20 protein-coding genes and 4 tRNA genes are annotated in these 20,800 nt (G+C 64.1%); 15 read left to right on the forward strand and 9 right to left on the reverse strand.

Annotated features, from left to right (window positions below):
- Positions 1-12 precede the first annotated feature (12 nt).
- From SKC41_RS24935 to SKC41_RS24960, 6 genes are all read left to right on the forward strand, one after another.
- Positions 13-486, forward strand: coding sequence for a GtrA family protein (locus tag SKC41_RS24935; protein WP_330980368.1), 474 nt, complete (start codon positions 13-15; stop codon positions 484-486).
- A gap of 55 nt (positions 487-541) precedes the next feature.
- Positions 542-895, forward strand: coding sequence for a VOC family protein (locus SKC41_RS24940; protein ID WP_330980369.1), 354 nt, complete (start codon positions 542-544; stop codon positions 893-895).
- A 721-nt stretch (positions 896-1,616) separates the two neighbouring features.
- Complete coding sequence (locus tag SKC41_RS24945) at positions 1,617-1,790, forward strand: hypothetical protein (RefSeq protein ID WP_165796344.1); 174 nt, start codon at positions 1,617-1,619, stop codon at positions 1,788-1,790.
- Between the two features lie 598 nt (positions 1,791-2,388).
- Complete coding sequence (locus tag SKC41_RS24950; RefSeq protein ID WP_442931784.1) at positions 2,389-2,715, forward strand: WXG100 family type VII secretion target; 327 nt, start codon at positions 2,389-2,391, stop codon at positions 2,713-2,715.
- Positions 2,716-2,727: 12 nt separating this feature from the next.
- Positions 2,728-4,404, forward strand: a complete 1,677-nt coding sequence (locus SKC41_RS24955) for an alpha/beta hydrolase (protein WP_330980370.1) — start codon at positions 2,728-2,730, stop codon at positions 4,402-4,404.
- A gap of 36 nt (positions 4,405-4,440) precedes the next feature.
- Positions 4,441-5,016 carry a hypothetical protein gene (locus SKC41_RS24960; RefSeq protein WP_330980604.1) on the forward strand — a complete coding sequence of 192 codons (576 nt, stop codon included), beginning with the start codon at positions 4,441-4,443 and terminating at the stop codon, positions 5,014-5,016.
- Between the two features lie 79 nt (positions 5,017-5,095).
- Here SKC41_RS24960 and SKC41_RS24965 read toward each other — a convergent pair whose 3' ends face one another.
- A complete protein-coding gene (locus SKC41_RS24965) occupies positions 5,096-5,284 on the reverse strand; it encodes a hypothetical protein (protein WP_330980371.1) in 189 nt (62 codons plus the stop codon).
- 187 nt (positions 5,285-5,471) lie between these two features.
- On the opposite strand from SKC41_RS24965, the gene SKC41_RS24970 reads away from it, so the two are divergent.
- Entirely contained in the window at positions 5,472-6,641 is a 1,170-nt protein-coding gene (locus SKC41_RS24970; RefSeq protein WP_330980372.1) for a hypothetical protein, read from the forward strand.
- A gap of 154 nt (positions 6,642-6,795) precedes the next feature.
- Here SKC41_RS24970 and SKC41_RS24975 read toward each other — a convergent pair whose 3' ends face one another.
- The 4 genes from SKC41_RS24975 to SKC41_RS24990 all read right to left on the reverse strand — a co-directional run bounded on the left by SKC41_RS24975 (position 6,796) and on the right by SKC41_RS24990 (position 7,744).
- Positions 6,796-7,350, reverse strand: a complete 555-nt coding sequence (locus tag SKC41_RS24975) for a hypothetical protein (RefSeq protein ID WP_330980373.1) — start codon at positions 7,348-7,350, stop codon at positions 6,796-6,798.
- 130 nt (positions 7,351-7,480) lie between these two features.
- Positions 7,481-7,555, reverse strand: a tRNA-Val gene (locus tag SKC41_RS24980).
- A gap of 17 nt (positions 7,556-7,572) precedes the next feature.
- Positions 7,573-7,643 (reverse strand) — tRNA-Cys (locus SKC41_RS24985).
- Between the two features lie 28 nt (positions 7,644-7,671).
- Positions 7,672-7,744 (reverse strand) — tRNA-Gly (locus SKC41_RS24990).
- Between the two features lie 180 nt (positions 7,745-7,924).
- Between SKC41_RS24990 and SKC41_RS24995 the strand changes: the two genes are divergently transcribed.
- The 3 genes from SKC41_RS24995 (at position 7,925) to SKC41_RS25005 (ending at position 11,897) form a co-directional block, all read left to right on the forward strand.
- Positions 7,925-7,996, forward strand: a tRNA-Val gene (locus SKC41_RS24995).
- A 611-nt stretch (positions 7,997-8,607) separates the two neighbouring features.
- Positions 8,608-9,018: an MmpS family transport accessory protein gene (locus SKC41_RS25000; protein ID WP_330980374.1), complete on the forward strand. Its 411-nt coding sequence runs from the start codon at positions 8,608-8,610 to the stop codon at positions 9,016-9,018.
- A complete protein-coding gene (locus tag SKC41_RS25005; protein WP_239722758.1) occupies positions 9,015-11,897 on the forward strand; it encodes an MMPL/RND family transporter in 2,883 nt (960 codons plus the stop codon). Before SKC41_RS25000 ends, SKC41_RS25005 begins: the two co-directional genes overlap by 4 nt.
- Positions 11,898-11,955: 58 nt before the next feature.
- Here the strand turns inward: SKC41_RS25005 and SKC41_RS25010 are convergent, their stop codons facing one another.
- A complete protein-coding gene (locus SKC41_RS25010) occupies positions 11,956-12,297 on the reverse strand; it encodes a hypothetical protein (protein ID WP_330980605.1) in 342 nt (113 codons plus the stop codon).
- A 366-nt stretch (positions 12,298-12,663) separates the two neighbouring features.
- Between SKC41_RS25010 and SKC41_RS25015 the strand changes: the two genes are divergently transcribed.
- Together SKC41_RS25015 and SKC41_RS25020 are read left to right on the forward strand one after the other, a co-directional pair.
- On the forward strand, positions 12,664-15,867 hold the full coding sequence (locus SKC41_RS25015; protein ID WP_330980375.1) for an MFS transporter: 3,204 nt from the start codon (positions 12,664-12,666) through the stop codon (positions 15,865-15,867).
- A 9-nt stretch (positions 15,868-15,876) separates the two neighbouring features.
- Positions 15,877-16,185, forward strand: coding sequence for a hypothetical protein (locus SKC41_RS25020; RefSeq protein WP_330980376.1), 309 nt, complete (start codon positions 15,877-15,879; stop codon positions 16,183-16,185).
- Positions 16,186-16,231: 46 nt separating this feature from the next.
- On the opposite strand, the gene SKC41_RS25025 is transcribed toward SKC41_RS25020, so the two are convergent.
- Together SKC41_RS25025 and SKC41_RS25030 are read right to left on the reverse strand one after the other, a co-directional pair.
- Positions 16,232-17,602, reverse strand: a complete 1,371-nt coding sequence (locus SKC41_RS25025) for a PPE domain-containing protein (protein ID WP_330980377.1) — start codon at positions 17,600-17,602, stop codon at positions 16,232-16,234.
- A gap of 197 nt (positions 17,603-17,799) precedes the next feature.
- Complete coding sequence (locus SKC41_RS25030) at positions 17,800-18,438, reverse strand: TetR/AcrR family transcriptional regulator (protein ID WP_330980378.1); 639 nt, start codon at positions 18,436-18,438, stop codon at positions 17,800-17,802.
- A gap of 91 nt (positions 18,439-18,529) precedes the next feature.
- Between SKC41_RS25030 and SKC41_RS25035 the strand changes: the two genes are divergently transcribed.
- Genes SKC41_RS25035 through SKC41_RS25045 form a run of 3 tightly spaced genes read left to right on the forward strand, consistent with a single transcriptional unit; the run spans position 18,530 to position 19,949 of the window.
- Complete coding sequence (locus SKC41_RS25035) at positions 18,530-18,709, forward strand: hypothetical protein (protein WP_330980379.1); 180 nt, start codon at positions 18,530-18,532, stop codon at positions 18,707-18,709.
- 54 nt (positions 18,710-18,763) lie between these two features.
- Positions 18,764-19,054 (forward strand): hypothetical protein, encoded by a 291-nt coding sequence (locus tag SKC41_RS25040; protein ID WP_330980380.1) that lies wholly within the window; start codon positions 18,764-18,766, stop codon positions 19,052-19,054.
- Between the two features lie 55 nt (positions 19,055-19,109).
- Positions 19,110-19,949, forward strand: coding sequence for an enoyl-CoA hydratase/isomerase family protein (locus SKC41_RS25045; RefSeq protein ID WP_330980381.1), 840 nt, complete (start codon positions 19,110-19,112; stop codon positions 19,947-19,949).
- Between the two features lie 4 nt (positions 19,950-19,953).
- On the opposite strand, the gene SKC41_RS25050 is transcribed toward SKC41_RS25045, so the two are convergent.
- Positions 19,954-20,760, reverse strand: coding sequence for an MBL fold metallo-hydrolase (locus SKC41_RS25050; protein ID WP_330980382.1), 807 nt, complete (start codon positions 20,758-20,760; stop codon positions 19,954-19,956).
- Between the last annotated feature and the right edge of the window lie 40 nt (positions 20,761-20,800).

Consider the following 20,800-nt stretch of genomic DNA (forward strand, 5'->3'; position numbering starts at 1 on the left):
CACGGTGACCGCGTGACAGCCGAATCGCGGGTCAGCCAATCGCGCGCGGTGGACCGATTCCACAAGTCCTGCGAGGCGGTCGTCAGCCGGCTTCCGTTCGGGCTCAATTCGATCATCGCCCCGACGTTCCTCGGTTTCTGCGTGATCAACGGCTTCACCTTCAGCGTCGATCTCGTACTGCTCACCACACTGCGCGACGGCCTCGACCTTCCGGTACCGATTGCCGTCACAGTCTCCTACGCTTGCGCCTTCGCGCTGAGCTACGTGCTCAACCGCACCTTCAACTTTCAGTCCCACGGCGCGGTCGGCTCCCAGGTTGCGGTTTACGTCGTCGTGGTCGTCGTCAACTACCTGGCTTTCATCCTCGGGGTGACCACGCTGCTGTCGGCTATGGGGCTGCAGTACCAGCTGTCGCGAATCGTCGCGGGCATGTGCGAAGCGGTGTACATGTATAGCGCGATGCGATGGGTGGTCTTCCGCCGCTGACCCGCGCGCGATCGCTGCCTAGGGTGGAAGCGATCCAATGTAGAGGAGGCAGCCCGTGAGCGAGCACGAAGTGAAGATGATCATCTTGTCGACCGACGACTTGGACGAGTCGATCCGGTTCTACAGCGAGACCCTGGGCATGGCGGTGAAATTCCGCGACGGTGCGCACTTCGCCGCTCTCGACGGCGGCCCGATCACTCTCGCCCTGGCGACGGACGTTGACCATCCCATACCCGGGCAGGTCGTCGTCGGGATCAAGACCGCCGATGTCGACGCGGCGGCCAAGGCTGTGGAGGCAAGCGGTGGCGGCATCGTGAAGGGCCCGTACGACGATGCCCACGAGCGCCGTGCCGTGGTCTACGACAACAAGGGCAACGGCGTGGTCTTCTACAAGCCACTGGCCCGCTGAAAGACGGGCAGCCACACGGCATCACGCGCCGCGATGCCGCTCGACTCGAGGTCGTCGACCGACGGCGGTTGGCGAGGGCTGTGACCTGCGCCGTTGCGGGCGGTCGCTACGCGATTTCGGATCTCTGGAAGAACTCGCGAAAACGGCACGCGAATCGCGGGCGAAAGCTAGCATCATTTAATGGCCGACGAGGCGGCCACCGGGAGGATCCTCGGTGGCCGCTTCACTTAATTTTTCGGCCGACATCCCTTAACTCTTTGTAGCCCAAGCCTGCGCGCGGCGGCCGAATCAGCCTGTGTCCCAATGCTATTGCGGTGACCCGTAACGGGTCCCCGGCGACTCGGTGACGACGGCTCTTGCATCCCCTCAGTGCCCGACACCACGCGTGCGGCCGCGCCGCGCGTTGGTCGACAGGCGGGCGTCTGTTGCTGCCGCACCCGCCGACTTTCATGGCGCCGCGCCGGACCCACGGTTCCCCGGATAGCGCAGGCCAGACGTCCGCATCACCGGGCACGTACCGCACAACACGGCGGGTCGTCTTGCCGGAATGGGCTGATCATTGAAAATTCTGATCCGCTCGAGAGTCGCGAGCAACTGATCTTGATTTATTTTTAATTTGAACTTGACGTTGGTGATAATTAGGTCCATTTTTATTGATTAGACGCCTTGAGTTGGTGGTATACGGCTCACAATTAATTCAGGGTTGGGTGGGAGGTAAAAAATGGAGACGGTCGCAGCGCTCTTTGTAGCGTCAGTCGGGGCGTTCCTGTTGACGATCGGCATCGGTAGTGCCGACTGCACCAGCCAGTGCTTCGGCAACGGCGCCGGAATGCAGTGCACCTCGTGCGATTCTCCCAAGGACGGCGAGAGCCGCATGGCCACCCTGTTCGAGTAGAAATCTGCAGTTCGGAGTACCTTTTGCAGATCTTCGTCCGCTGCCGCCGGGGGGTCGGCGCCGGCTTGGACGGCCGCACCCATTCGACTCTTGCCCACCCGCGCTCGCCCGCGGAATTGCCGTCCGCCTCGGCTCGCAGTGAATGGTGACCTGGGGCGGGTGTGACATTTGAGGCGACCAATAAATTATTGATAAATCCTGAAGTCTGTTATTTCCTTGTTAGCCGTACTGCGGAATTCTCATTGCCCTATAACAAATCCGGGAGTTTACCTTTCCCTAGAAATCCATACCGCCTTCCTCTTGTTCACGTGTTCAACGGGCCAGGAGCAAAGCCTTTAGTTTGTAATCGCCGCCAAGTTCATACCCGGGGGCTCTCTTCGCCCGGTTTGTTGCAACTTTCGGCATGTTGGTCCCCGCCGGCGCCGACCCGCGCCGTCTCCGAGGCGCCGCCGCCTGCACAAGGGTGAAGTGCGCCGGGCGCCCCGCGTGCTTACGCTCCGCAGATGCGTAGCCTCGCGGCCACCGCTGCAGAGCTCCTGGCTTGGCGGTGGGGGCAGGTAGTGCTGGCGTGATCGCTTGCCGGGAAGGAGATCCGACGGTGCCTGACATCAAGATCGATGTGGAGCAGCTGACGGTTTCGGGAAGGCAGGTGAGCGATCAGGCCGAGGAGCTGGCGGCAGGGCTCCTCACGTCCGACAACCGGATCGAGGCGGCTCAGTACGGATGGGCCGGCAGGTCGGCGGTGGCACTCAGCGCCCGTGCGGCGCGATGGCTGCCGGTGGCGCAGGCGTTAGTGGGCAAGGTCGGCGATCACGGATTCGCGCTGCAAGACGCCGCGGTCCTGCATGCGGCGGCCGAGGCGCAGCGAGCGCGTGCACTTGCCGGGGTCGCTACCAGGGCCGCCGCGCTCGGTGGCCGCGGCTGAGAACAGTGGGGTATGGCCTTATCGGTCGCAGACGTTGACCGCTGGAACGCCGAAGCGGTGCGCGAGGTGTTCCACGCGGCCTCCGCGCGCTCGCTGAGCGCCTTCGGCACCTCCCGTGAATTGGCGACGCTCTCGGTGTTCGCCACCTGGGAGGGCGCATCCCGCGACGCCGCCGCACACCAGAACGCAGCAGTGCGGCAAGACCTCGACGCGCATGGCAACGAAGCGCTCGCCGTCGCGCAGGCCGCCGAGAAAGCCGCCGGCGGAATCGACAAGGTCAAGGCCGAGCTCGCGACGTTGCGCGCCGACGTCGCTTCCGCTCGGCTGCAACTCGACACCGCGGCCAGTCAGGTGTTGGCGATTCCCCAATTGCGTTACACCGCAGCCGAATGGGCGAAGATGCAGACGCAACGCGTCGAGCTGCAAAACCGCTTGAACGCGATCGTGGCTGAGGCCAACGCCGTCGACCAGGAGTTGGCGACGGCGATCAATATGGCCGACGGCGACGCGCCCATTCCGTCCGGGCCGCATGACAACCGGCCCGACGTGCAACGGGCGTTGGAGCAGCCGCTGCCGCAGGATGCCAAGCAGTTCGCCGACCTGTGGAACAAGCTCACGCCGCAGGAGAAGGACTGGCTCTACAGCCAGGACCACAACATCGGGAATCACCCCGGGATGCCCTGGGACCCGCCCGATCACCGCGGCAAGGATTACTACAACCGACTGCATCTGCCCGAGCTTGCGCAGCAGACGCAAGCCGACATCGACCGTCTGCAGCACCGGGTCGACGCACTGGCGGCCCAGATCTACATGGGCGATCACAACGAAGCGACAACCGGCGAATTCAATGCGCTGGCGCCCCAACTGCTGGCGGCCCGGCACAGCCTCGACGGCTACCAGTCCATGCAGACCGTGTTGAACCGCGACGACGGTGTGCGGCGCTACCTGGGCCTGATCGATAACCAGGGCCGCGGAGCGGTCGCGATCGGAAACCCCGACTACGCCAGGCGCAATGCGATCTTGGTGCCCGGCACCGGCCAAGACCTCGCGACCTTCGAAGGCAGCGACCTGAAGTCTTTGGCCATGTACAACTCCGCGATGGCGGCCGACCCGAACTTGAGGCCGGGCGATGTCGCGGTGACGACCTGGATGGGCTACGACCGTCCGATGGATCTCTTCGAGGCGGCGTGGCCCGATCGGGCCCGCGCGGGCGGGGGCGCGTTGGATGCGTTCGAGAGCGGGCAGCGCGCGTCCCACGTGGGAGCGCCCTCGATCGACACGGTGATCGGGCACAGTTACGGCTCAACGTTGGTCGGCGCGGCCGCATCCGGAGGCCATCATCTCGACGCCAACAACGTCATCGCGGTGGGCAGCCCCGGGATGCTCGTCCAGCATGCCGGCGACCTGAACCTGGAACCGGGTGCGAATGTCTATGCGATGCGGGCCCGCAATGACATCATCGAGTTGGTGACCGACATGACCCTGGGCCACGATCCGGCGGCCAACGACTTCGGGGCGACGCGGCTGTTCGCGGCTGCCGGACCGAGCAGTGACCCGCTCGGGCTGACGCCGAGCGTGGCGGCGCACAGCAGCTACTGGAGCGAGGGAAACCCGGCGCTGCTCAATCTGGGCGCCGTGATCGCCGGTGTGCCACCGCCCCAGGCCATTCCGAACGGCGGGGGAGGCTAAGCGGTGAGCCGTGCGCGTGTTTTCGGTGCTCTGGTGATGATCGCGCTCGTCGTCGCCTGCGGCCACGACCGTCCGCTGGGGCCGCCCACACCAACCGGCGCTACTGCTCTTGGAGGATCTTCCATGGAAGCAACACCACCACCGCCGCCCGGATGGAAGCTGGAACCGGTGATCCCGAAAACCCAACAGCAGGCTCAGGATACGGTGATCGGCTACCTCAAGAAGACCCTGGAGGCGTTGCCGCCCGGCACCACGCTGGACGCCAGCCGCTACAGCGGCGGCGGTACCGTGCACCCGTGCAAGGATGTCGAAACAAAGACGCCACCAATGGAATTCGCGACCAATGGCGATCTCATGTTGCCGGCCGGCGTGGACACGAACATGATTGTCGCCAAGGCCGGTGATATCTGGAAGAGCTGGGGCTGGCAGGTATACGAGCGGGACGGCTTCTACAAGCCCAACCGATTCGGCTATGCCCCCGACGGCTACATCCTGCAGATCGTTGCTAGGTATCAGCCCGGTTATGCGCCGACACTGCAAGGGATTTCGCCATGCTTTCCCGCCGACCTGCCTGCGGATCGCACTCCCTTCCCGACGATCCTCACCGGGTGAATTATACTGCGGCGCAACGCTATTCTGGTCGACCGTGATCGGCGGGCGGTGCCACTGATTCAGGGGCGGCCGCTTTTCACTAGCCCCACTCGTCCTCGTCGAGGACATCGACCGTCAGATCGTTGTCGGCAGCGCCTTTCGTCCCGTAAGCGAAAGTGATCAAGGTGCGATCGTCGGGGAGGGCCTCGACCGCGACGACGGTGGCACGCCCGATCTTCATCCGTATCCGGTCGCCGGGCTCTAACTCGTCGACGCGCTTAAGGGACACAGCGATGCAACCCCCTTACCGAGACCCCTATTATTCCCAAACCGGTGTCGCGTTATCCCCTATCCGGTGTCGCGGGCGCGGGGTCGCTCGGCTAGGGGCGATTACCCCGGCATCGCCACCTCCCGGCCCGCGGCCAGGGTTGTTGCGGATCTAGCGACGAAGCGAGGACGCGAGTACCGTGCGAGCGGTGACCAAGGACGGTGGTCCAGTCGTAATCGAAAATCTCGAAGTAGTGCCGGGTCAGGACGAGTCGCTCTCGGTGCTTATTCCACTGCATGGCGGGGACTTGGCGCGCGAGCCGAGCCAAGTTGAAGTAAATGCCGATGTCGAGGTGCTGACCGACCAACTCATTGAGGAGCTAGGAGCAGGCGCGGATGAGTGGCAAGCGACATTTACTGGGGGCTACGAGCTGACTTCGTCGCTGGTGCAGCCTGCAGATCAGTGGCAGGTAACCGGGATCACGCGGGTAACTAATGAAGAAACGCGCATTGTCTTCGGACGCCGTGGCCTCGACGAAGTGGGGATAAACCTGGCGACCGCGTCCTTGGGTGGTGTGAACTACGGAGACACCATTATTGGACCCGAATTGATTTGGAGGAGCGGAGGTTTCCTGGGTTTAGGAAAGGCGCGGGTGGAGTTCGTGCCCGACCCCGACCCTCCCGCTCCCGTTCCAGTTATGGTGCCTATCTGGCGCCTGCATCGCCCCAGGCCGGAGGGCTGCGTGGCAAGCTACACCACGGAACGGGGAGATCGCCAGGGCGCCGACATGACTGTCGAGGTACTTGGAATTGGTGCCGGCGCCGGTTTCAAGATAGACGTCAGTGTGACGGACGAATACATCGCGCGTGAGGCTTGTGTCGAGACGGTGATCCCCGCCAAGTATCAACTCCTACCGGGCAAGACATTGGTCAACGGTACCGAGGTGTCATATGGTTTCCGGGCGAAGCTGTTCGAAGCTGACCCGAATAAAATGGATACACGCAGAGTGCCCCAGGCCGATGATGACTGCGAGCGGTCCTATAGCGAAGTAGTCAAACTTGTTCACTATCCATGGGGATTGGGTCGCCTGCCAAAAGTGGACACCAGAAACTGGACTATGGACTTCGGGCAAGAAACTCACGGAAGACTGTCGATCGGGCTTGCGATGAATGGAGCTGTTCCATTCAAGCTCGGAGTGGATTACCAGCGAAGCACCCATCAAAGGACAACGTTGAAGACGACGTTGATACCTGGGACAGATTACGTCGCGTATGCGCCGAGGAGCCGCGCAAACCTGGCTTCTGGAGAGCAGGCAAAGAAGCTGCTGGAGAAGGAGCTGGAGATCTGCTGGACGACCCAGTTGCCTTCCAGCGACTAAGCGCATCGTCTCGATAGGCGATTCCGGTTTATGCCCAGTAGCAGAGTGTGAGGCCGATTACCGAGATGGCAACTCCTGCAGTCGCTAGACGGATATCAACCAGTTGCATCTCGGCAAGTTGAGTGCGGAAAGGCGCATCCGCCAGGTGGGGCTGTCACGTGTGGGTCTTCCAGCCGGCTTCGACGACGCCGAAGGGGCCCGCAGTCAGTGGATGTTCGGTATCGGGATCGATCATCTTGATGTAGAGGTCGTGGTTGCCGCACAGATTGCAGCCGTAGCCGATGAACCCGTGGGCGGTCTGGCCGGCTGTCACCGTGCCTTTGCGCAACGGCGGCAGCTTGCCGATCTTCGTGTAGTTGACGTTGTAGTCGGCACCAAGCCAGTGGTCGTCGTTCGGATGGGTGAATGGCTGGTCACCGCCGCCATATCCGGACACGATATATGCGTCGTCGTACGTGAACGGCCTCGGCGAGGTGCCGGCGATGGTCAGCTCGATCACGTTGCACTCCCAGCCGCCAGCACAGCCGGCCGGTAACCAAGTCGCGCTGTTGAGGGTGACATCGGCGGTCGCGCCGCTCGCGGCCTTCGCGTGGATCGCCGTCCCCAACTGACCTACCGGAAACGGCAGCGCCTCAGGGTCGGCGGCAACGGGAGGTGCGGGCGATGAGCACGCGACCGCGACGGCGGCCAGGACCAGAGCAGCACCCACGTCAATCCTCACGGACGAAGTACATCAAGGTCGACCCTTGGGGCCCAAGAGTCTGACAGGGCTTTGAGATGACAGCTATTGCATCACTTTAATAGCAAGGCTATGTATGGCATTTTAACTGCGCAAACTGTGGTGCGCGATACTGGGATTGAACCAGTGACCTCTTCCGTGTCAGGGAAGCGCTCTCCCGCTGAGCTAATCGCGCTGGGAGGAAAATTTCGGAGGTGGAGACGGGAATCGAACCCGTGTGCACGGCTTTGCAGGCCGTTGCCTCACCACTCGGCCACTCCACCGCTGGGATTGATGCCTCTTGCACCTTCGAGCGGATGACGGGATTCGAACCCGCGACCCTCACCTTGGCAAGGTGATGCGCTACCAACTGCGCTACATCCGCGCGCAACGGGCGAGATCGTCGCCCGGTGCGAAGGACGACGATAGTCCACCTGAGCGGGCGTGCACAAATCTCTAGGCCGTTGTCGCTCTACGCTATAGGGCGACCCCTGAGGGCGGATAAGTCATGTGCTGGTAGCCGGCCGTTCGTGCTAGTCTTCGACGTCGTTCGCCTCTCGGCGCCGGTCCCGTGGCTCAGTGGAAGAGCGTCCGCTTCACACGCGGAAGGTCGCTGGTTCGATCCCAGCCGGGACCACAAGCTGTTCATGCCGGTCAGGGTGAATTTTTACTCGATCTGGTCGCCGGATGGGTTATCCATGGGCTATGCCGGTGCTCCGCAAGGGCTTTGCTGGCCATGCCCACCCACCCCGGCCCCCGGCGACAAGTCCACAGCGCTCATCGGGTAGCCATTAGAACCAATTCGGGCAAATGGCACCACCACGTAGCAGCTGGAGCATCCGCCCGAGACCGCCGCCAAATTACGGCGCTGAAGAACACGCCCCTGGCCGACGCATCATTGATCCAAACCGCCACCGGCATTACGAAAAGTGCCGAGACTTTCACCAGCGGAACCGGAGGCGGCCCACTACGGTGAACACCGGCCCCACGGTCCGGTCGGGAGCTCAAAAACAAAGTGACCGCACACGCCGGGGCGGTTCACCTTGACGTGAGGCAACAGGCGCCCGACGTCGACGCAGTTTCAGCCAGGTTGCTGCAAACCGTCGACTACGAGAAGATCACGGCGATACGACCGGAGACAGCGTAAAGGGAGCCCGTGTTTTCAAGGGAAGCCCAGCCAAGAGTAATCGAGGGGATAACGGAAGGCGTTGGGTGAGAGGCATTTCGGTTACGAGCGCGGTAACACGAATGTGGATCCCACTGGTCATCGTGGCCGTGGTGGCTGTCGTGGGGTTGGCCGTCTATCGGGTCCGCGGCATCTTCGGCGTTGACCCCCGCCCGCCGGCGGTCAGTGCCATGTCTGATGACACCAAGCCGTTTAACCCCAAGCAGGTGACCTACGAAGTCTTCGGCGTTACCGGTGCCATCACAACCGTCAACTACTTAGATGTAGATGCTCAGCCGCAGCAGATTCTTAACACCACGATTCCATGGTCGCTTTCGGTAACCACGACGGCGCCCTCAGTCAGTGTCAACGTGGTGGCTCAGAGCGACGAAGACTTTATCGGCTGTCGCATCATCGTGAATGGGGTCGTCAAAGACGAAAGGGCCATTCACGGAGTGAAAGCTCAGACGTACTGCCTGGTGAAGTCGGCATGAGCGACCGACCCGAACCACCGTCGGGCCCACCTTTGCTGTCGCGGACGATCCACCGGTTTGCGGTGCCGATCGTCCTGTTCTGGCTGGGGCTCACCGCCATTGTGAATATCGCCGTGCCGCAACTCGAAGCGGTGGCAAAAGGACACACGGTAGGGGTGAGCCCCCAGCGGGCGGCGTCGCTGCAGGCGATGAAGCGCGTCGGCCAGGTGTTCCACGAATTTGATTCCGATAACGCGGTCATGATCGTGCTCGAAGGCGACAAGCCGCTTGGTGATGCGGCCCACCGTTTCTACGACGAGCTGGTCCGCAAGCTTTCGCAGGACAAGAAGCATGTCGAGCACGTCCAGGACTTCTGGGGGGATCCCCTGACGGCCGCCGGCTCGCAAAGCTCAGACGGCAAAGCCGCCTACGTCCAGGTGTTTCTTGCCGGTAACCAGGGTGAGAGCCTGGCGAACGAGTCCGTCGAGGCCGTGCGGCACATCGTGAGCACCACGCCGGCACCGCCCGGGGTCAAGGCCTATGTCGCGGGCCCCGCGGCGGTCACGGCCGATCAGTCCGAGGTCGGCGACAAAAGTATCGCGAAAGTCACCCTGATCAGTGTCGCGGTGCTTTTTTTGATGTTGCTCTATTTCTATCGCTCTATTGTTACCGTGATCGTCGTCCTGGCTATGGTGTTTATTGAGCTGGGTGCCGCCCGGGGAATGGTCGCCTTTCTGGCCCACTATGACGTCATCAGGCTTTCGACGTTCGCGGTTAACCTGGTCGTGTTGATAATCATCGCCGCGGGCACTGATTATGCGATATTCTTTCTTGGCCGTTACCAAGAGGAGCGTCAGGCCGGTACCGATAGAGAAACGGCGATCTACCGGATGTATCACGGCACAGCCCATGTTGTCTTGGGTTCGGGTCTGACCATCGCCGGCGCAATGTTCTGTCTCAGTTTCACTCATTTCCCCTATTTTCAAACCCTGGGTTTTCCGTGCGCAATTGCCGTGCTTGTCGCCGTCCTCGGCGCCCTCTCGATGGCGCCCGCCATCTTGACCATGGGCAGTTTCCTGCGCCTTTGTGACCCCAAACGAGACATGAACACTCGGGGATGGCGACGGGCGGGAACCGCGATTGTTCGTTGGCCCGCACCGATTTTCGTGGTGTCGGTGGCGGTGGCTCTGATCGGACTGCTGGCCCTGCCTGGATACCAGCCAAATTACGCCCTTCGCTTCTACTTGCCTGACGATACGCCGTCTAATATCGCGTACGCGGCAGCGGACCGCCATTTTCCGTCGGCGCGGATAAATCCCGAGCTGCTGCTGCTCGAGTCGGATCACGATATGCGGAATTCGGCAGACATGCTCATCTTGGATAGGGTGGCCAAAGGCGTCTTTCACATCCCCGGCATCGCGCAGGTGAAAGCGATTACCCGGCCCTTGGGCACTCCCATCGCGCATAGCTCCATACCGTTCTTGATCAGCATGCAAAACACGGGCCAGATCGAGAACATGAAGTATCTGAAGGACCGCATGGCCGACATGCTGACGCAAGCGGACGCGATGCAGCAAGCGATCGATGCATTGGAGCGCATGTATAACGTCATGGGCGAACTGGTCAGAAATACTCACCACATGGACGGCGTCACGCATGACGTTTCGGCGGTGACGGATGAATTGAGAAATCGGATCGAAGATTTCCAAGATGTCTGGCGGCCGATCAGAAGTTATTTCTACTGGGAAAAACACTGCTTCGACATCCCCGTGTGCTGGTCGCTGAGGTCGATATTCGACGCACTGGACAGCATCGACAAGCTCAGCGAGAAGCTGGCAGCTCTGACGACAGACTTCGATGTCCTCGATTCGCTGATGCCGCAGCTGCAGGCGCAGGTCCCACCGGAGATCGCGTCGATGAAGGTCATGAAGAACATGACGCTGAGCATGCACAGCACAATGTCCTCGTTCTACGACGAGATGGACACCATGAGCAAGAATTCGACCGCTCTGGGAAAGGCCTTTGACGCCGCGAAAAACGATGACTCGTTCTACATACCGCCCGAGGTTTTCGACAACGCCGACTTCCAGCGGGGCGAGAAAATGTTCCTGTCACCGGACGGCAAGGCCGCGCGGTTCATCATCTCCCATGAGGGAAATCCGGACAGCCCCGAAGGCATCTCCCACGTCGATCCCATCAAGCGAGCCGCCAAGGAGGCCATCAAGGGAACCCCCTTGGAAGGCGCCCAGATCTACCTGGGCGGCACCGGCTCGGCGAACAAGGACCTACAAGAAGTCGCCAAATACGATCTCCTGATCGCCGGGATGGCCGCGGCCGGTCTGATTTTCATCGTCATGCTGATCATCACCCGAAGCGTGGTGGCCGCGATCGTCATCGTGGGCACCGTGTTGCTTTCGCTCGGCGCCTCTTTCGGGCTCTCCGTCCTTGTCTGGCAGGACCTGCTCGGCATCGAATTGCACTGGATGGTGCTTGCGATGTCGGTGATCCTTCTCTTGGCGGTGGGATCGGACTACAACCTGCTGCTGGTCTCCCGGTTCAAAGAGGAAATCGGCGCCGGCCTGAAAACCGGAATTATCCGGTCAATGGGTGGTACGGGCTCGGTCGTGACGTTCGCCGGCCTGGTGTTCGCCGCTACCATGGCCGCCTTCATCGCCAGCGATCTTCGGGTCATCGGACAGATGGGAACCACGATCGGGCTGGGTCTGCTGTTCGACACGCTGATCGTGCGCTCCTTCATGACGCCGAGCGCCGCGGTGCTGCTCGGGCGATGGTTTTGGTGGCCGCAAAAAGTGCGGCCCCGCCCGGCCAGCCAGTTACTTCGATCCGTCGGGTCCCGGCCCTTGGTCCGTTCGCTGTTGTTGCCGAAGGATGCGCCCTAGCCTACGGGATTATGTTGCGCTGCAACGAAAGCCACGAACGAGATGCTCAGCGGTCCGGCTAGTTCGCCTTGCACGCGGCGATGAGCGCATCGGGGTCTGTCACACTGACCCACAACTCGCTGAGGGAGCGCGTCTTTCCCCACGCCTTCGCCTGTGCCGGTGGCTCGATCGTCAGGACCACCAACCCGTCCAACGACGCGTTGACCAGCCAGCGGTCGCCCCAAACGTGCACTCCGAGCGCGTAAATCCGCTCGGTCTTCGCCTCGGCCCTCGTGATCGCCTTCACACTCGTGATCGACGTCAACGGGATGTCGGCTTTAAAGGCCCACCCCATCTTCACGTGCAGCATCCCTGCCTCAACCCGCGCATTGCTGTTCATGGGGCCGACTCCCAGGGGCATCGACAACGGCAGAAACCACCCCGCAAAGCGCAATCTCGTTTGCACGGCCGGGACTTTACCTTGCCGGTCTCCGGCATCTCCGGTAATTGACAGTGTCGTGCAGGTGAACAATGCACTGCCTCAACGAGAATCGGCGTCGACGAGATTCTCATCAGGTCATGATCGCTGGCCCCTCACCTCCTAATGCATTGGGCGCGCGCAACTTCGGTCAAAGCGACCCGGCGAATCGGATCGATACGGAGGCCGTCTAACCGTAGACTGCCGCCAGGTCAACCCCCATCCACTCAAGGCAAGGTGGGAACGACGCGCGATAGCGAAGGCCTTCGAGTCGAGGACAAATCGCGCTAACCGCAGGAAGGTTGAACGATGAGCGATGGGCCGACGCCCTCGATCGCCACGAGCACACCCCGTCGCCGCCTGCGCGTCGGCCAGCCGCGCTGGGCCGCCCAGGAGTTGGTCGCGCTGACCGAACGCCGCCAGCCGTCGCCGACAGCGGTTCTGCTGGTCGCTTCTTCCGGCGCCTTCCTGACTTTCCTCGACACGACCGTCGTTGCCGTGGCGTTCCCCGACATCCGACGATCCTTCCCGTCCGCGGACATCGGCAGCCTGTCGTGGATATTCAACGGCTACAGCCTCGTCTTTGCGTGCTTCCTGGTGGTGGCCGGCAGCCTGGCCGATGTGCTCGGGCGCAGGCGGACATTCGTGTTCGGAGTGGCGCTGTTCACGCTCGCGTCCGGCTTATGCGCTGCCGCCGACAGCGTCGAGGCGTTGGTTGGCTTCCGCGTGCTCCAGGGCTTCGGGGCGGCGATGCTGGTACCCGCGTCGCTGGCACTGGTCATCGAGGGCTTCGGCACTGCCCGCCGCGCTCAGGCGGTGACCCTGTGGGGTGCGGCGGCAGCAATCGCGGCAGGTTTGGGCCCGCCGATCGGCGGCCTGCTCGTGGCGTGGGGAGGCTGGCGGTGGGTGTTTTTGGTGAATGTTCCGCTGGGCATCGCGATGATGATGGTTGCCTCGCGGGTGCTCGTCGAAAGCCGTGCTGCGGGGCGTCGGCGGCTACCCGATTTGCGCGGGGCGACGCTGCTGGCAATGGCGCTCGGGCTGTTGGCTCTCGGGTTGGTCAAGGGCGGGCAGTGGGGCTGGGCGAGCGCGGGAGTTACCGGCTCGTTGGGGGCCGGCGTGCTCGCTCTGGTTGGGTTTGTGGTGGGGTCGCGGTCTCACCCCGTGCCGCTGATCGATCCGACGTTGCTACGCATCCGGTCCTTCGTCGCGGCCAACCTACTGTCAGCCGTCGCCGTCGCGGGTTCCTATAGCTACTTCCTGACCCAGGTGCTGTACCTCAACTACATATGGGGTTACTCGCAGTTGAAAGCGGGTCTGGCGGTCGCGCCCGCCGCGCTGGTTGCTGCCGTGGTCGCGGCGGTGCTCGGCGGCGTCGCCGACCGGCACGGGCATCGGATCATCGTCATGGTCGGTGGTCTCATCTGGGCCGCGGGTGTGGGGTGGTTCCTGCTTCGCGTCGGGCCCGAACCCGACTTCCTCCAGGTCTGGTTGCCCGGCCAAGTGCTGCAGGGGATCGGCCTCGGCGCGGTATCGCCGCTGCTGGGTAGTGCCGCGGTGGCCAGGTTGCCGGAGGGCGCCAACTATGCCACTGCATCGGCAGTCAACGGCGCGGCCCGGCTGTTCGGTTCGGCGACCGGCGTCGCGGTGCTGGTGATCTTGATCGGGAAGACCGAGCATGGCGCTTCCGCGGAGGCGCTACGGCGGGGATGGGTTATGGCCGCGTGCTGTTTTCTCGCGGTCTCGATCGGTGCGGTATTCCTCGGCAGAACCTGCAACCACCATGCCCAGGTGATCGAGCCCGCATCCGCGCTCGAGCCGCGTTTCGAGCCTTCGGGTCCGCTGCCGGTGGCCGCCCCGGTCGAGCCGGTGCCGGCAGTAACCAATGATGCTGATCTGCTCGGGCGCCTGCCCCTGTTCGCTGGACTGGACACGGACACCGTCGCGGAACTCGCGCACCACGCCGAGGAGTTTGAACTGCAGGCAGGTTCGTATCTTTTTCACGCGGGTGACGTATCGGACTCGCTGTACGTGGTGCGCCGGGGTCGCCTGCAGGTGCTCCAGCAGGACATCGTGCTTAGAGAACTCGGCCGCGGCGAGGTGGTCGGCGAGCTCGGGCTGCTCGTCGACGCGCCCCGTTCAGCGTCGATTCGGGCCTTGCGCGACTCAACGCTGGTGCGGCTCACCAAGGCCCAATTTGACCGGATCGCCGAACGTGGAGCGCTGACGGCGCTGGTCCGGACCTTGGCAATCCGGTTGCACCAGGCACCGCCACCGGCGGTGCCTCCTCCCATGTCACCCGAGGTGGTTGTCGTGATGATCGGCGTCGGAGCCGACGCGCCCGTGCAGTCGGTGGCCGGTGCACTGGTTACCGCGCTGTCGACGCGGCTGCGGGTCGTGGATCCGGGCCGGGTCGACCGGGACGGCCTGGATCGCGCGGAGCAGTCCGCGGACAAGGTGGTGCTGCATGCTTCGATCAGCGACGAAGGCTGGCTTGACTTCTGCCTGCGCGTCGCCGATCGGATTGTGCTCGTCGCGGGAGATCCGGCACCGCCGCCGGCGCCGCTGCCACCGCGAGCAATGGGCGCCGACCTGCTGTTGGCCGGTCCGCCTGCCACCCGGGCGCAACGGCGGCTATGGGAGGAACTGATTGCGCCCCGATCGGTTCACGCGGTCGACCACCGGCGCCTGCCAGCCGACTTGGGCCCGCTGGCTGCGCGTATCGCGGGCCGCTCGGTTGGGCTGGTACTCGGCGGCGGAGGCGCACGCGGTCTTGCCCACATCGGGGTTCTCGAGGAGCTGGAGCGGGCCGGGGTCACAGTCGATCGGTTCGCCGGTACCAGCATGGGGGCGATCATTGCGGCGTCCGCAGCCGGCGGCCTGGACGCGGCAGCCGTGGACGCGCAGGTATACGAGTGCTTCGTTCGACGAAATCCGGTCGGCGACTACACGTTGCCGACCAAGGGGTTGATTCGTGGTCGACGCACGGCGGCCCTGCTTCGGAAGGCCTACGGAGAACGGCTCGTGGAGGAGCTGCCGAAGCAGTTCCGTTGTGTCAGTGTGGATTTGGTTTCTCGACGAGCCGTCGTGCACCGCCGGGGCCTACTCGCCGATGCCGTTGGGTGTTCGCTGCGAGTGCCGGGTCTCTACCCGCCCCAGGTCTACAACGATCAGCTGCATGTGGATGGCGCCGTGCTGGAGAGCATCCCTGCCGCTGCGCTGTTGGGCTCCGACGGCCCACTGATCGCGGTGCACGTCGGGTATGAGCCTGACGCACCGACTCAACCGGACGGTCCGCCAAACGTGCCAGGCATCGGCGACACCCTGATGCGCTCGATGGCGATCGGTGGTCAGATGGCGGTGGATTCTGCCTTGGCACAGGTGCAGGTCGTTATCCGCCCTGACATCCGTGCCATCGGGTTCCTGGAATTCCACCAGATAGACGCTGCCCGCGAGGCCGGGCGCGCCGCGGCCCGCGAAGCATTGCCGCAGATCGCCGCGCTGCTGCGCTGACCTTCGAGCGTGGCCGCCTACGCCAGCACGGTTCGCGTCTTCACCAGCGCGAAACTGACCTGCAACGACCGCCGGCTACTCGACAGCGTGCGGGAAGCGGAAACCAAACTGGGCGCCTTCATGCAAGCCCTTACCCTGCCCGCCTCCGAATCGGCTGACGAGGAGAGGGAACGGATCGACCGCATCATCGCCAACGGCGACAAAGCGCTGCGCGACTTCCTGCGCCCCATCGATGCCGTCATCACCCGGGGCTTCGACCTGTACTCATCACCCCCGAGCCGGGTCGCGCGGTGGCGGCGACTCAAGAGCGAGGCGTAACCCAGCGATGGCCGCGGCTTTGGCCGCGGCCATGCAGGATTCGAGCTTATGAGGCCCGGCGTCGACCGATCACGGCCTCGGTCCAGGCCCGGTCCTCGGTGTAGATCGCCTCGTCGCCGTGTTGCACGCGCTTGGCCTTGCCGCCATCTTGACCCTGGCCAGCAGGCGCGGCGCCCATCGGCATGCCCACGCCACCGCCCTTGTTCAGCGCCGCGTACGCGGCCGGGACCGGAACACCTCCGCCCGTGGTCGCTCCGGGCCGAGCCACCGCTGCCGAGTCTGGCGCGAGCTGCAATGGCATCTTGGGCATCGCCGGCAGGCCGGCGCCGCCGGCTCCGATCGATGCCGGCTTGATCCCCGCCCCTTTTGGCAAGTTGGGCACAATCTTCAGGTTCTTCGAGGCATCCTTCAGCGTCGCGTCGGTCGGCATCGACGGCGTCCCGCCCGACGGCAGAGCGGGCATGGCACCCCCGAGCGGAGGCAGTCCGCCGTCCGGAAGGGGCAGGGGCTCAAGTCCGGGACCTGCCCGGAGGTCGGGTGCGGACGGCACATCGATCTTGTAGGCGACCGGGGGCATCGGCGGATTCACCGGACCCAGCGCGACGCGCTGCTCGTATTCGGCCAGCACCGCCTCCGACTTCGCCTGGTACTCCGCGTAGACGCGCAGCAGCGCGGGCTTGCCCCATCGTTCCCAGCCCGGCACCGACTGGTTCGATATCCACCGCTCGTCGAGCTGCCGCAGCCTCTCGAGGGTGGGGTGCTCGCTGACTGCCCAGCGGTGCGCGGCAACCAGGTTCCGGGCCTGGGTGGACAGCTGGCCGCACAGTCTCGCCATGTGGTCCAACCAGTTCCGATCCAGATCGAAGTGCCGCTCGACGGCGTCACTCGCCTCGCTGTCCCAGTCCGTGAACGGCCGGAACCGAAAGCTGGCCTGCGACAACGTCCGCAGATATGCCGCCCACTCCTCGGCGAAGTCGAGAAGAGATCTGCCTTGGTCACCCTGCATCAGGGCCTTGGCCGCCTCCTTGACCGGGCTGTAGGGGATTGGGTCCAGGCCCGTCAGCGAAACCGTGCTGGCCAGCATCGCCGGCTCGGCGTCGGTTTCCGTGTGCGCGGGCGCCGGCGCGGCCATCGGCGCGTCATTGTTCAGCGCGTCGGCTGCCAACTCGTCGATGTCCTCGTAGGCCTTGGCCGCGTTGCGCAGCGATTGCGCGAGTCGTGCGTGCTCCCGTTCGCCGGCGTGCAGATAAATCCGCATGTTGTCGGCGGAGAAGGCGAGTTGTTGGGCCGCCCTGGTGGCCAGCTCGAGAGCGCAGGGCGCCTGGCCGTTTTCGGAGGGAACGCCCGGGATGGGGGCATCCAGCTCGCCGGCACGGGCGATCAGCTCCGCGTGCTCCACGTTCAGTGTCTTTGTCATCGCGATTCGTCTCCTGGCTGCTGCCTGCGGTCGGTGTGGTTATCGCTTGATAACTTAGACAAAGGTTATCAAACGATAACCGAATGTCAAGCGTTGTTGGGCGGCGAATGTGAACGACGGGGCCCGTGGGCCCGGCCTAGGAGTTCCGCGCAGGCCGAGCCCCGCGCGTGATGGCCAATCGCAAGCCGGAGCGGCGGCTAGACGGTAATGTTCGGCCGGGCGGTCTGAATGTCCAAAGAATTTGCAGCAGAACGGATTTCGGGTAGACGAGCCGGGTCGGCCAACAGTGCGATCATCGCGAATTCCAGGATCTCGTCCGGGCTCACCGCGAGCTGGGGCGTCAGCGCGTCGAACAGCGCCTGCAAGAGCCTCGACGCCGAGATCGGGTCCATGGCACGCGCGTCACCTTCGGCCTGTGCCGTTTCGACCAGCCCGGCGAGCGCGTGCTCGATCTTCAAAGCCAGTGCCTGCTCCGCACCGAAGCTGTCCTGCCACAGGTCCGGCGTCGCGATGACGGAGACCACCACCTCGGGCGAGGCGTGCAGATGCTCCAGAGATTCCCGCAACATGCGGTGCAGCTTGACGATTGCCGGCACCGGCATCGCGGCAAGCTCATCGGCCAGCGCGCTCGGCCACTCCAGAGCCAGCCGGACCAGCGCCGCGAAGATATCGCTCTTGGCCTTGAAGTGCTTGTAGAGGGCAGGCTGCTCGACTCCGACGGCGGACGCGATGTCCCGGGTGGAGGTGGCGGCGTATCCCTGCTTGGCGATCAGCTCCGCGGCGGCACGCAGGATGCGAACCTTGGTCGGGCTCGGGTGCTTGGCATCTGCGGGCATGTGGCCGAGGTTAGCCGTAACCCTGGCACGCCCGCGGCATCTGGCCCAGACTGAAACGGCGACATCCCTCACTCAACCCGGAGAGGACAGCATGCCTCCCTTTGAGCTAACCAGCACGGGGACACCGGATTTCGACGAGGGCGATGTCTACTTCATCGGCAAGGGCGAGCACGACCTCGCCGACATTGCGCGCCGCTACCCGGACATCGACCTCACGAAATTCGTCCACCTCGCCCACGACGAGACCTCCGCGTTTAAGCCCAGCGCGTGACGACAACAATGAGATAGCCCGAGCGCCAGACCAAGACCCCTAAAGGAGTAGACGATGAGTAACCAAGAAGGGATCGGCATTCTCAAACTCGAGTGCCCGCAAAGCCATCCCGTCGGCAGAATCCTCAAGGAAGCCCCACACCAGCAGGTCGTCTTCGACCCGGGGGTCCAGGTCGGACCGCGCCGATTCTGGCCGGACGAGCAGGACCAGCCGCAGTTCAGCATTCGCTGCTCGCAGTGCGACCGGGCCGTCGGAGACGCCTCGACCACGCTGCAGGACAGGCACCGCAACCTGGTCATGAGCATGTCCGAGACCAGCGAGGTCGCCACGCTGCCGTTCGTCTAGGGCCCCGCGCATACTGTAAGAGTTTCAGTAGCGAGCGCGATCCTGGAGGAGCCCCGTGGCGCAGACCCCGACGACATCGCAGAGCACGCCCCTGCCCCCGGACGGGGATTGGCTGGGCACCCCGTATCTGTCGTTCGAGCGTCAGGGACCGATCGCGGTCTGCACGATCGATCGTCCCGGGGCGCGCAACGCGTTGACGCCCGCGATGTACTTCGGAATCCGTTACGCCGTAGGCCTTGTCAATTCGGATCCCGGCCTGGCCGGGCTGTTGATCACCGGCACCGGGGACGTGTTCGCGCCCGGTGGTGACATGACCGGCGGGGGAGGCGTCGACGACTGGATCACCTTCGGCGCCGCACTGGGCATGGACGTCACCCCGTTCGACGCCGTGCGGACCTCGGCCAAACCGATCGTCTCCGCGGTCAACGGGCTATGCCAGGGCGGCGGCATGCAGATCGCGCTCTGCAGCGACTTGTCCGTCGTGAGCGAGCGGGCGACCTTCCGGGTGCCTGAGCTGTTCCGTGGCTACGCCGACACCTACTACAGCCAGATGCTGCTGCGCCTGGTCGGGCCGGTGCGCACCCGCGATCTGATGTTCACCGGCCGGGTGCTCACCGCCCAGGAAGCACTCGACTGGGGTCTGGTGACCAGGGTGGTGCCCCACGACGATCTCTTCGACGTGGCCCGTGACCTGCTTGCACAAAGCTGCCGGACCGCACCGCGCGCCCGCAACGTCATCAAGTCCAGCATCGACAGCTATCTGGGCCTGTATGACCGCATCGGCATGACCAGCAGCCTGATGGACGCCGAGGCGCGCGAAGGGGTCCGCGCGTTCAAGGAGCGACGCTCGCCGGACTGGGTGCATCCGGAGTTGCGGACCGAGGGACGCCTTTAGAACTTCAGTCGATCTTCAGGTCGATCCACTCGCCGTGCGGAGCGGTGTGCAGCACTCGCTTGATGCCCGCCTGGTCGAATGCCGCGGCTAATTCGCTCGGGCCCTCGCTGAAATGGGCCCAGCCGTCGACGTGGGCCGGGATCACCACCTTGACGCCGAGCACCTCGGCGGCCGCGGCGGCGCGCGCCGAGGTCAGGGTTAGCGGACGCCCGCGCTCCTTGGCCGGCACGATCGCGGCGCCCGCGAACAGCACCGCGACGTCGATCTCGCCGATGCGATCGGCCACCTCGGCGACCGCGCTCATCGAGGCGTTGTCCCCGCTGAGATAGATGGTGGGCAGCCCCGGCCCGTACAGCACGAAACCCGTGACCTCGCAGTTGACGTGGCCCTCCATGTTGCGCATCCCGTCGGCCGGACCGTGTACGGCCGGAACTGCTTGTGCCGCAACGCGTCCGGGTCCACCCGGCAGGTAATACGACTGCCACGGCTGCAGCCCCACCGCCGGCGGGCCGAAGCGGCCGGCGGCACCGGGATTGGTGACGATCAGCGGCGCGGCCTGCGCCATCCGCCGTCCGGCGTCGTCCAAATTGTCGGGGTGTTCGTCGTGGCTGATCAGCACCACGTCGACCTGCCCGAGGTCGTCGGCGCTCACGGCCGGCCCGGTGAGCTTGTTCAGGTAGTCATGCGGGCCGGGCGGGTCGAAGGTCGGGTCCATCACGATCCTGCGGCCCGCGATATCGATCACCGTCGTGGGGCCACCCAGCACCGCGATCGCGCCGTCCCGTCGCTTCGCGTCGACTACCTCGCCCATGTCGCCCCTGATGCCTTCGCGATCGAATCGATATCGGGTC

This window comes from Mycobacterium sp. 050128, assembly GCF_036409155.1.
Classification (GTDB): domain Bacteria; phylum Actinomycetota; class Actinomycetes; order Mycobacteriales; family Mycobacteriaceae; genus Mycobacterium.

Bases quoted from the DNA above. Each gene is read 5' to 3' on its own strand.
- SKC41_RS24945 (WP_165796344.1), top strand. From the start codon at position 1,617: ATGGAGACGGTCGCAGCGCTCTTTGTAGCGTCAGTCGGGGCGTTCCTG.
- SKC41_RS24955 (WP_330980370.1), top strand. From the start codon at position 2,728: ATGGCCTTATCGGTCGCAGACGTTGACCGCTGGAACGCCGAAGCGGTG.
- SKC41_RS24960 (WP_330980604.1), top strand. From the start codon at position 4,441: ATGATCGCGCTCGTCGTCGCCTGCGGCCACGACCGTCCGCTGGGGCCG.
- SKC41_RS25000 (WP_330980374.1), top strand. From the start codon at position 8,608: ATGTGGATCCCACTGGTCATCGTGGCCGTGGTGGCTGTCGTGGGGTTG.
- SKC41_RS25005 (WP_239722758.1), top strand. From the start codon at position 9,015: ATGAGCGACCGACCCGAACCACCGTCGGGCCCACCTTTGCTGTCGCGG.
- SKC41_RS25010 (WP_330980605.1), bottom strand. From the start codon at position 12,297: ATGCCCCTGGGAGTCGGCCCCATGAACAGCAATGCGCGGGTTGAGGCA.
- SKC41_RS25015 (WP_330980375.1), top strand. From the start codon at position 12,664: ATGAGCGATGGGCCGACGCCCTCGATCGCCACGAGCACACCCCGTCGC.
- SKC41_RS25025 (WP_330980377.1), bottom strand. From the start codon at position 17,602: ATGACAAAGACACTGAACGTGGAGCACGCGGAGCTGATCGCCCGTGCC.
- SKC41_RS25030 (WP_330980378.1), bottom strand. From the start codon at position 18,438: ATGCCCGCAGATGCCAAGCACCCGAGCCCGACCAAGGTTCGCATCCTG.
- SKC41_RS25035 (WP_330980379.1), top strand. From the start codon at position 18,530: ATGCCTCCCTTTGAGCTAACCAGCACGGGGACACCGGATTTCGACGAG.
- SKC41_RS25040 (WP_330980380.1), top strand. From the start codon at position 18,764: ATGAGTAACCAAGAAGGGATCGGCATTCTCAAACTCGAGTGCCCGCAA.
- SKC41_RS25050 (WP_330980382.1), bottom strand. From the start codon at position 20,760: ATGGGCGAGGTAGTCGACGCGAAGCGACGGGACGGCGCGATCGCGGTG.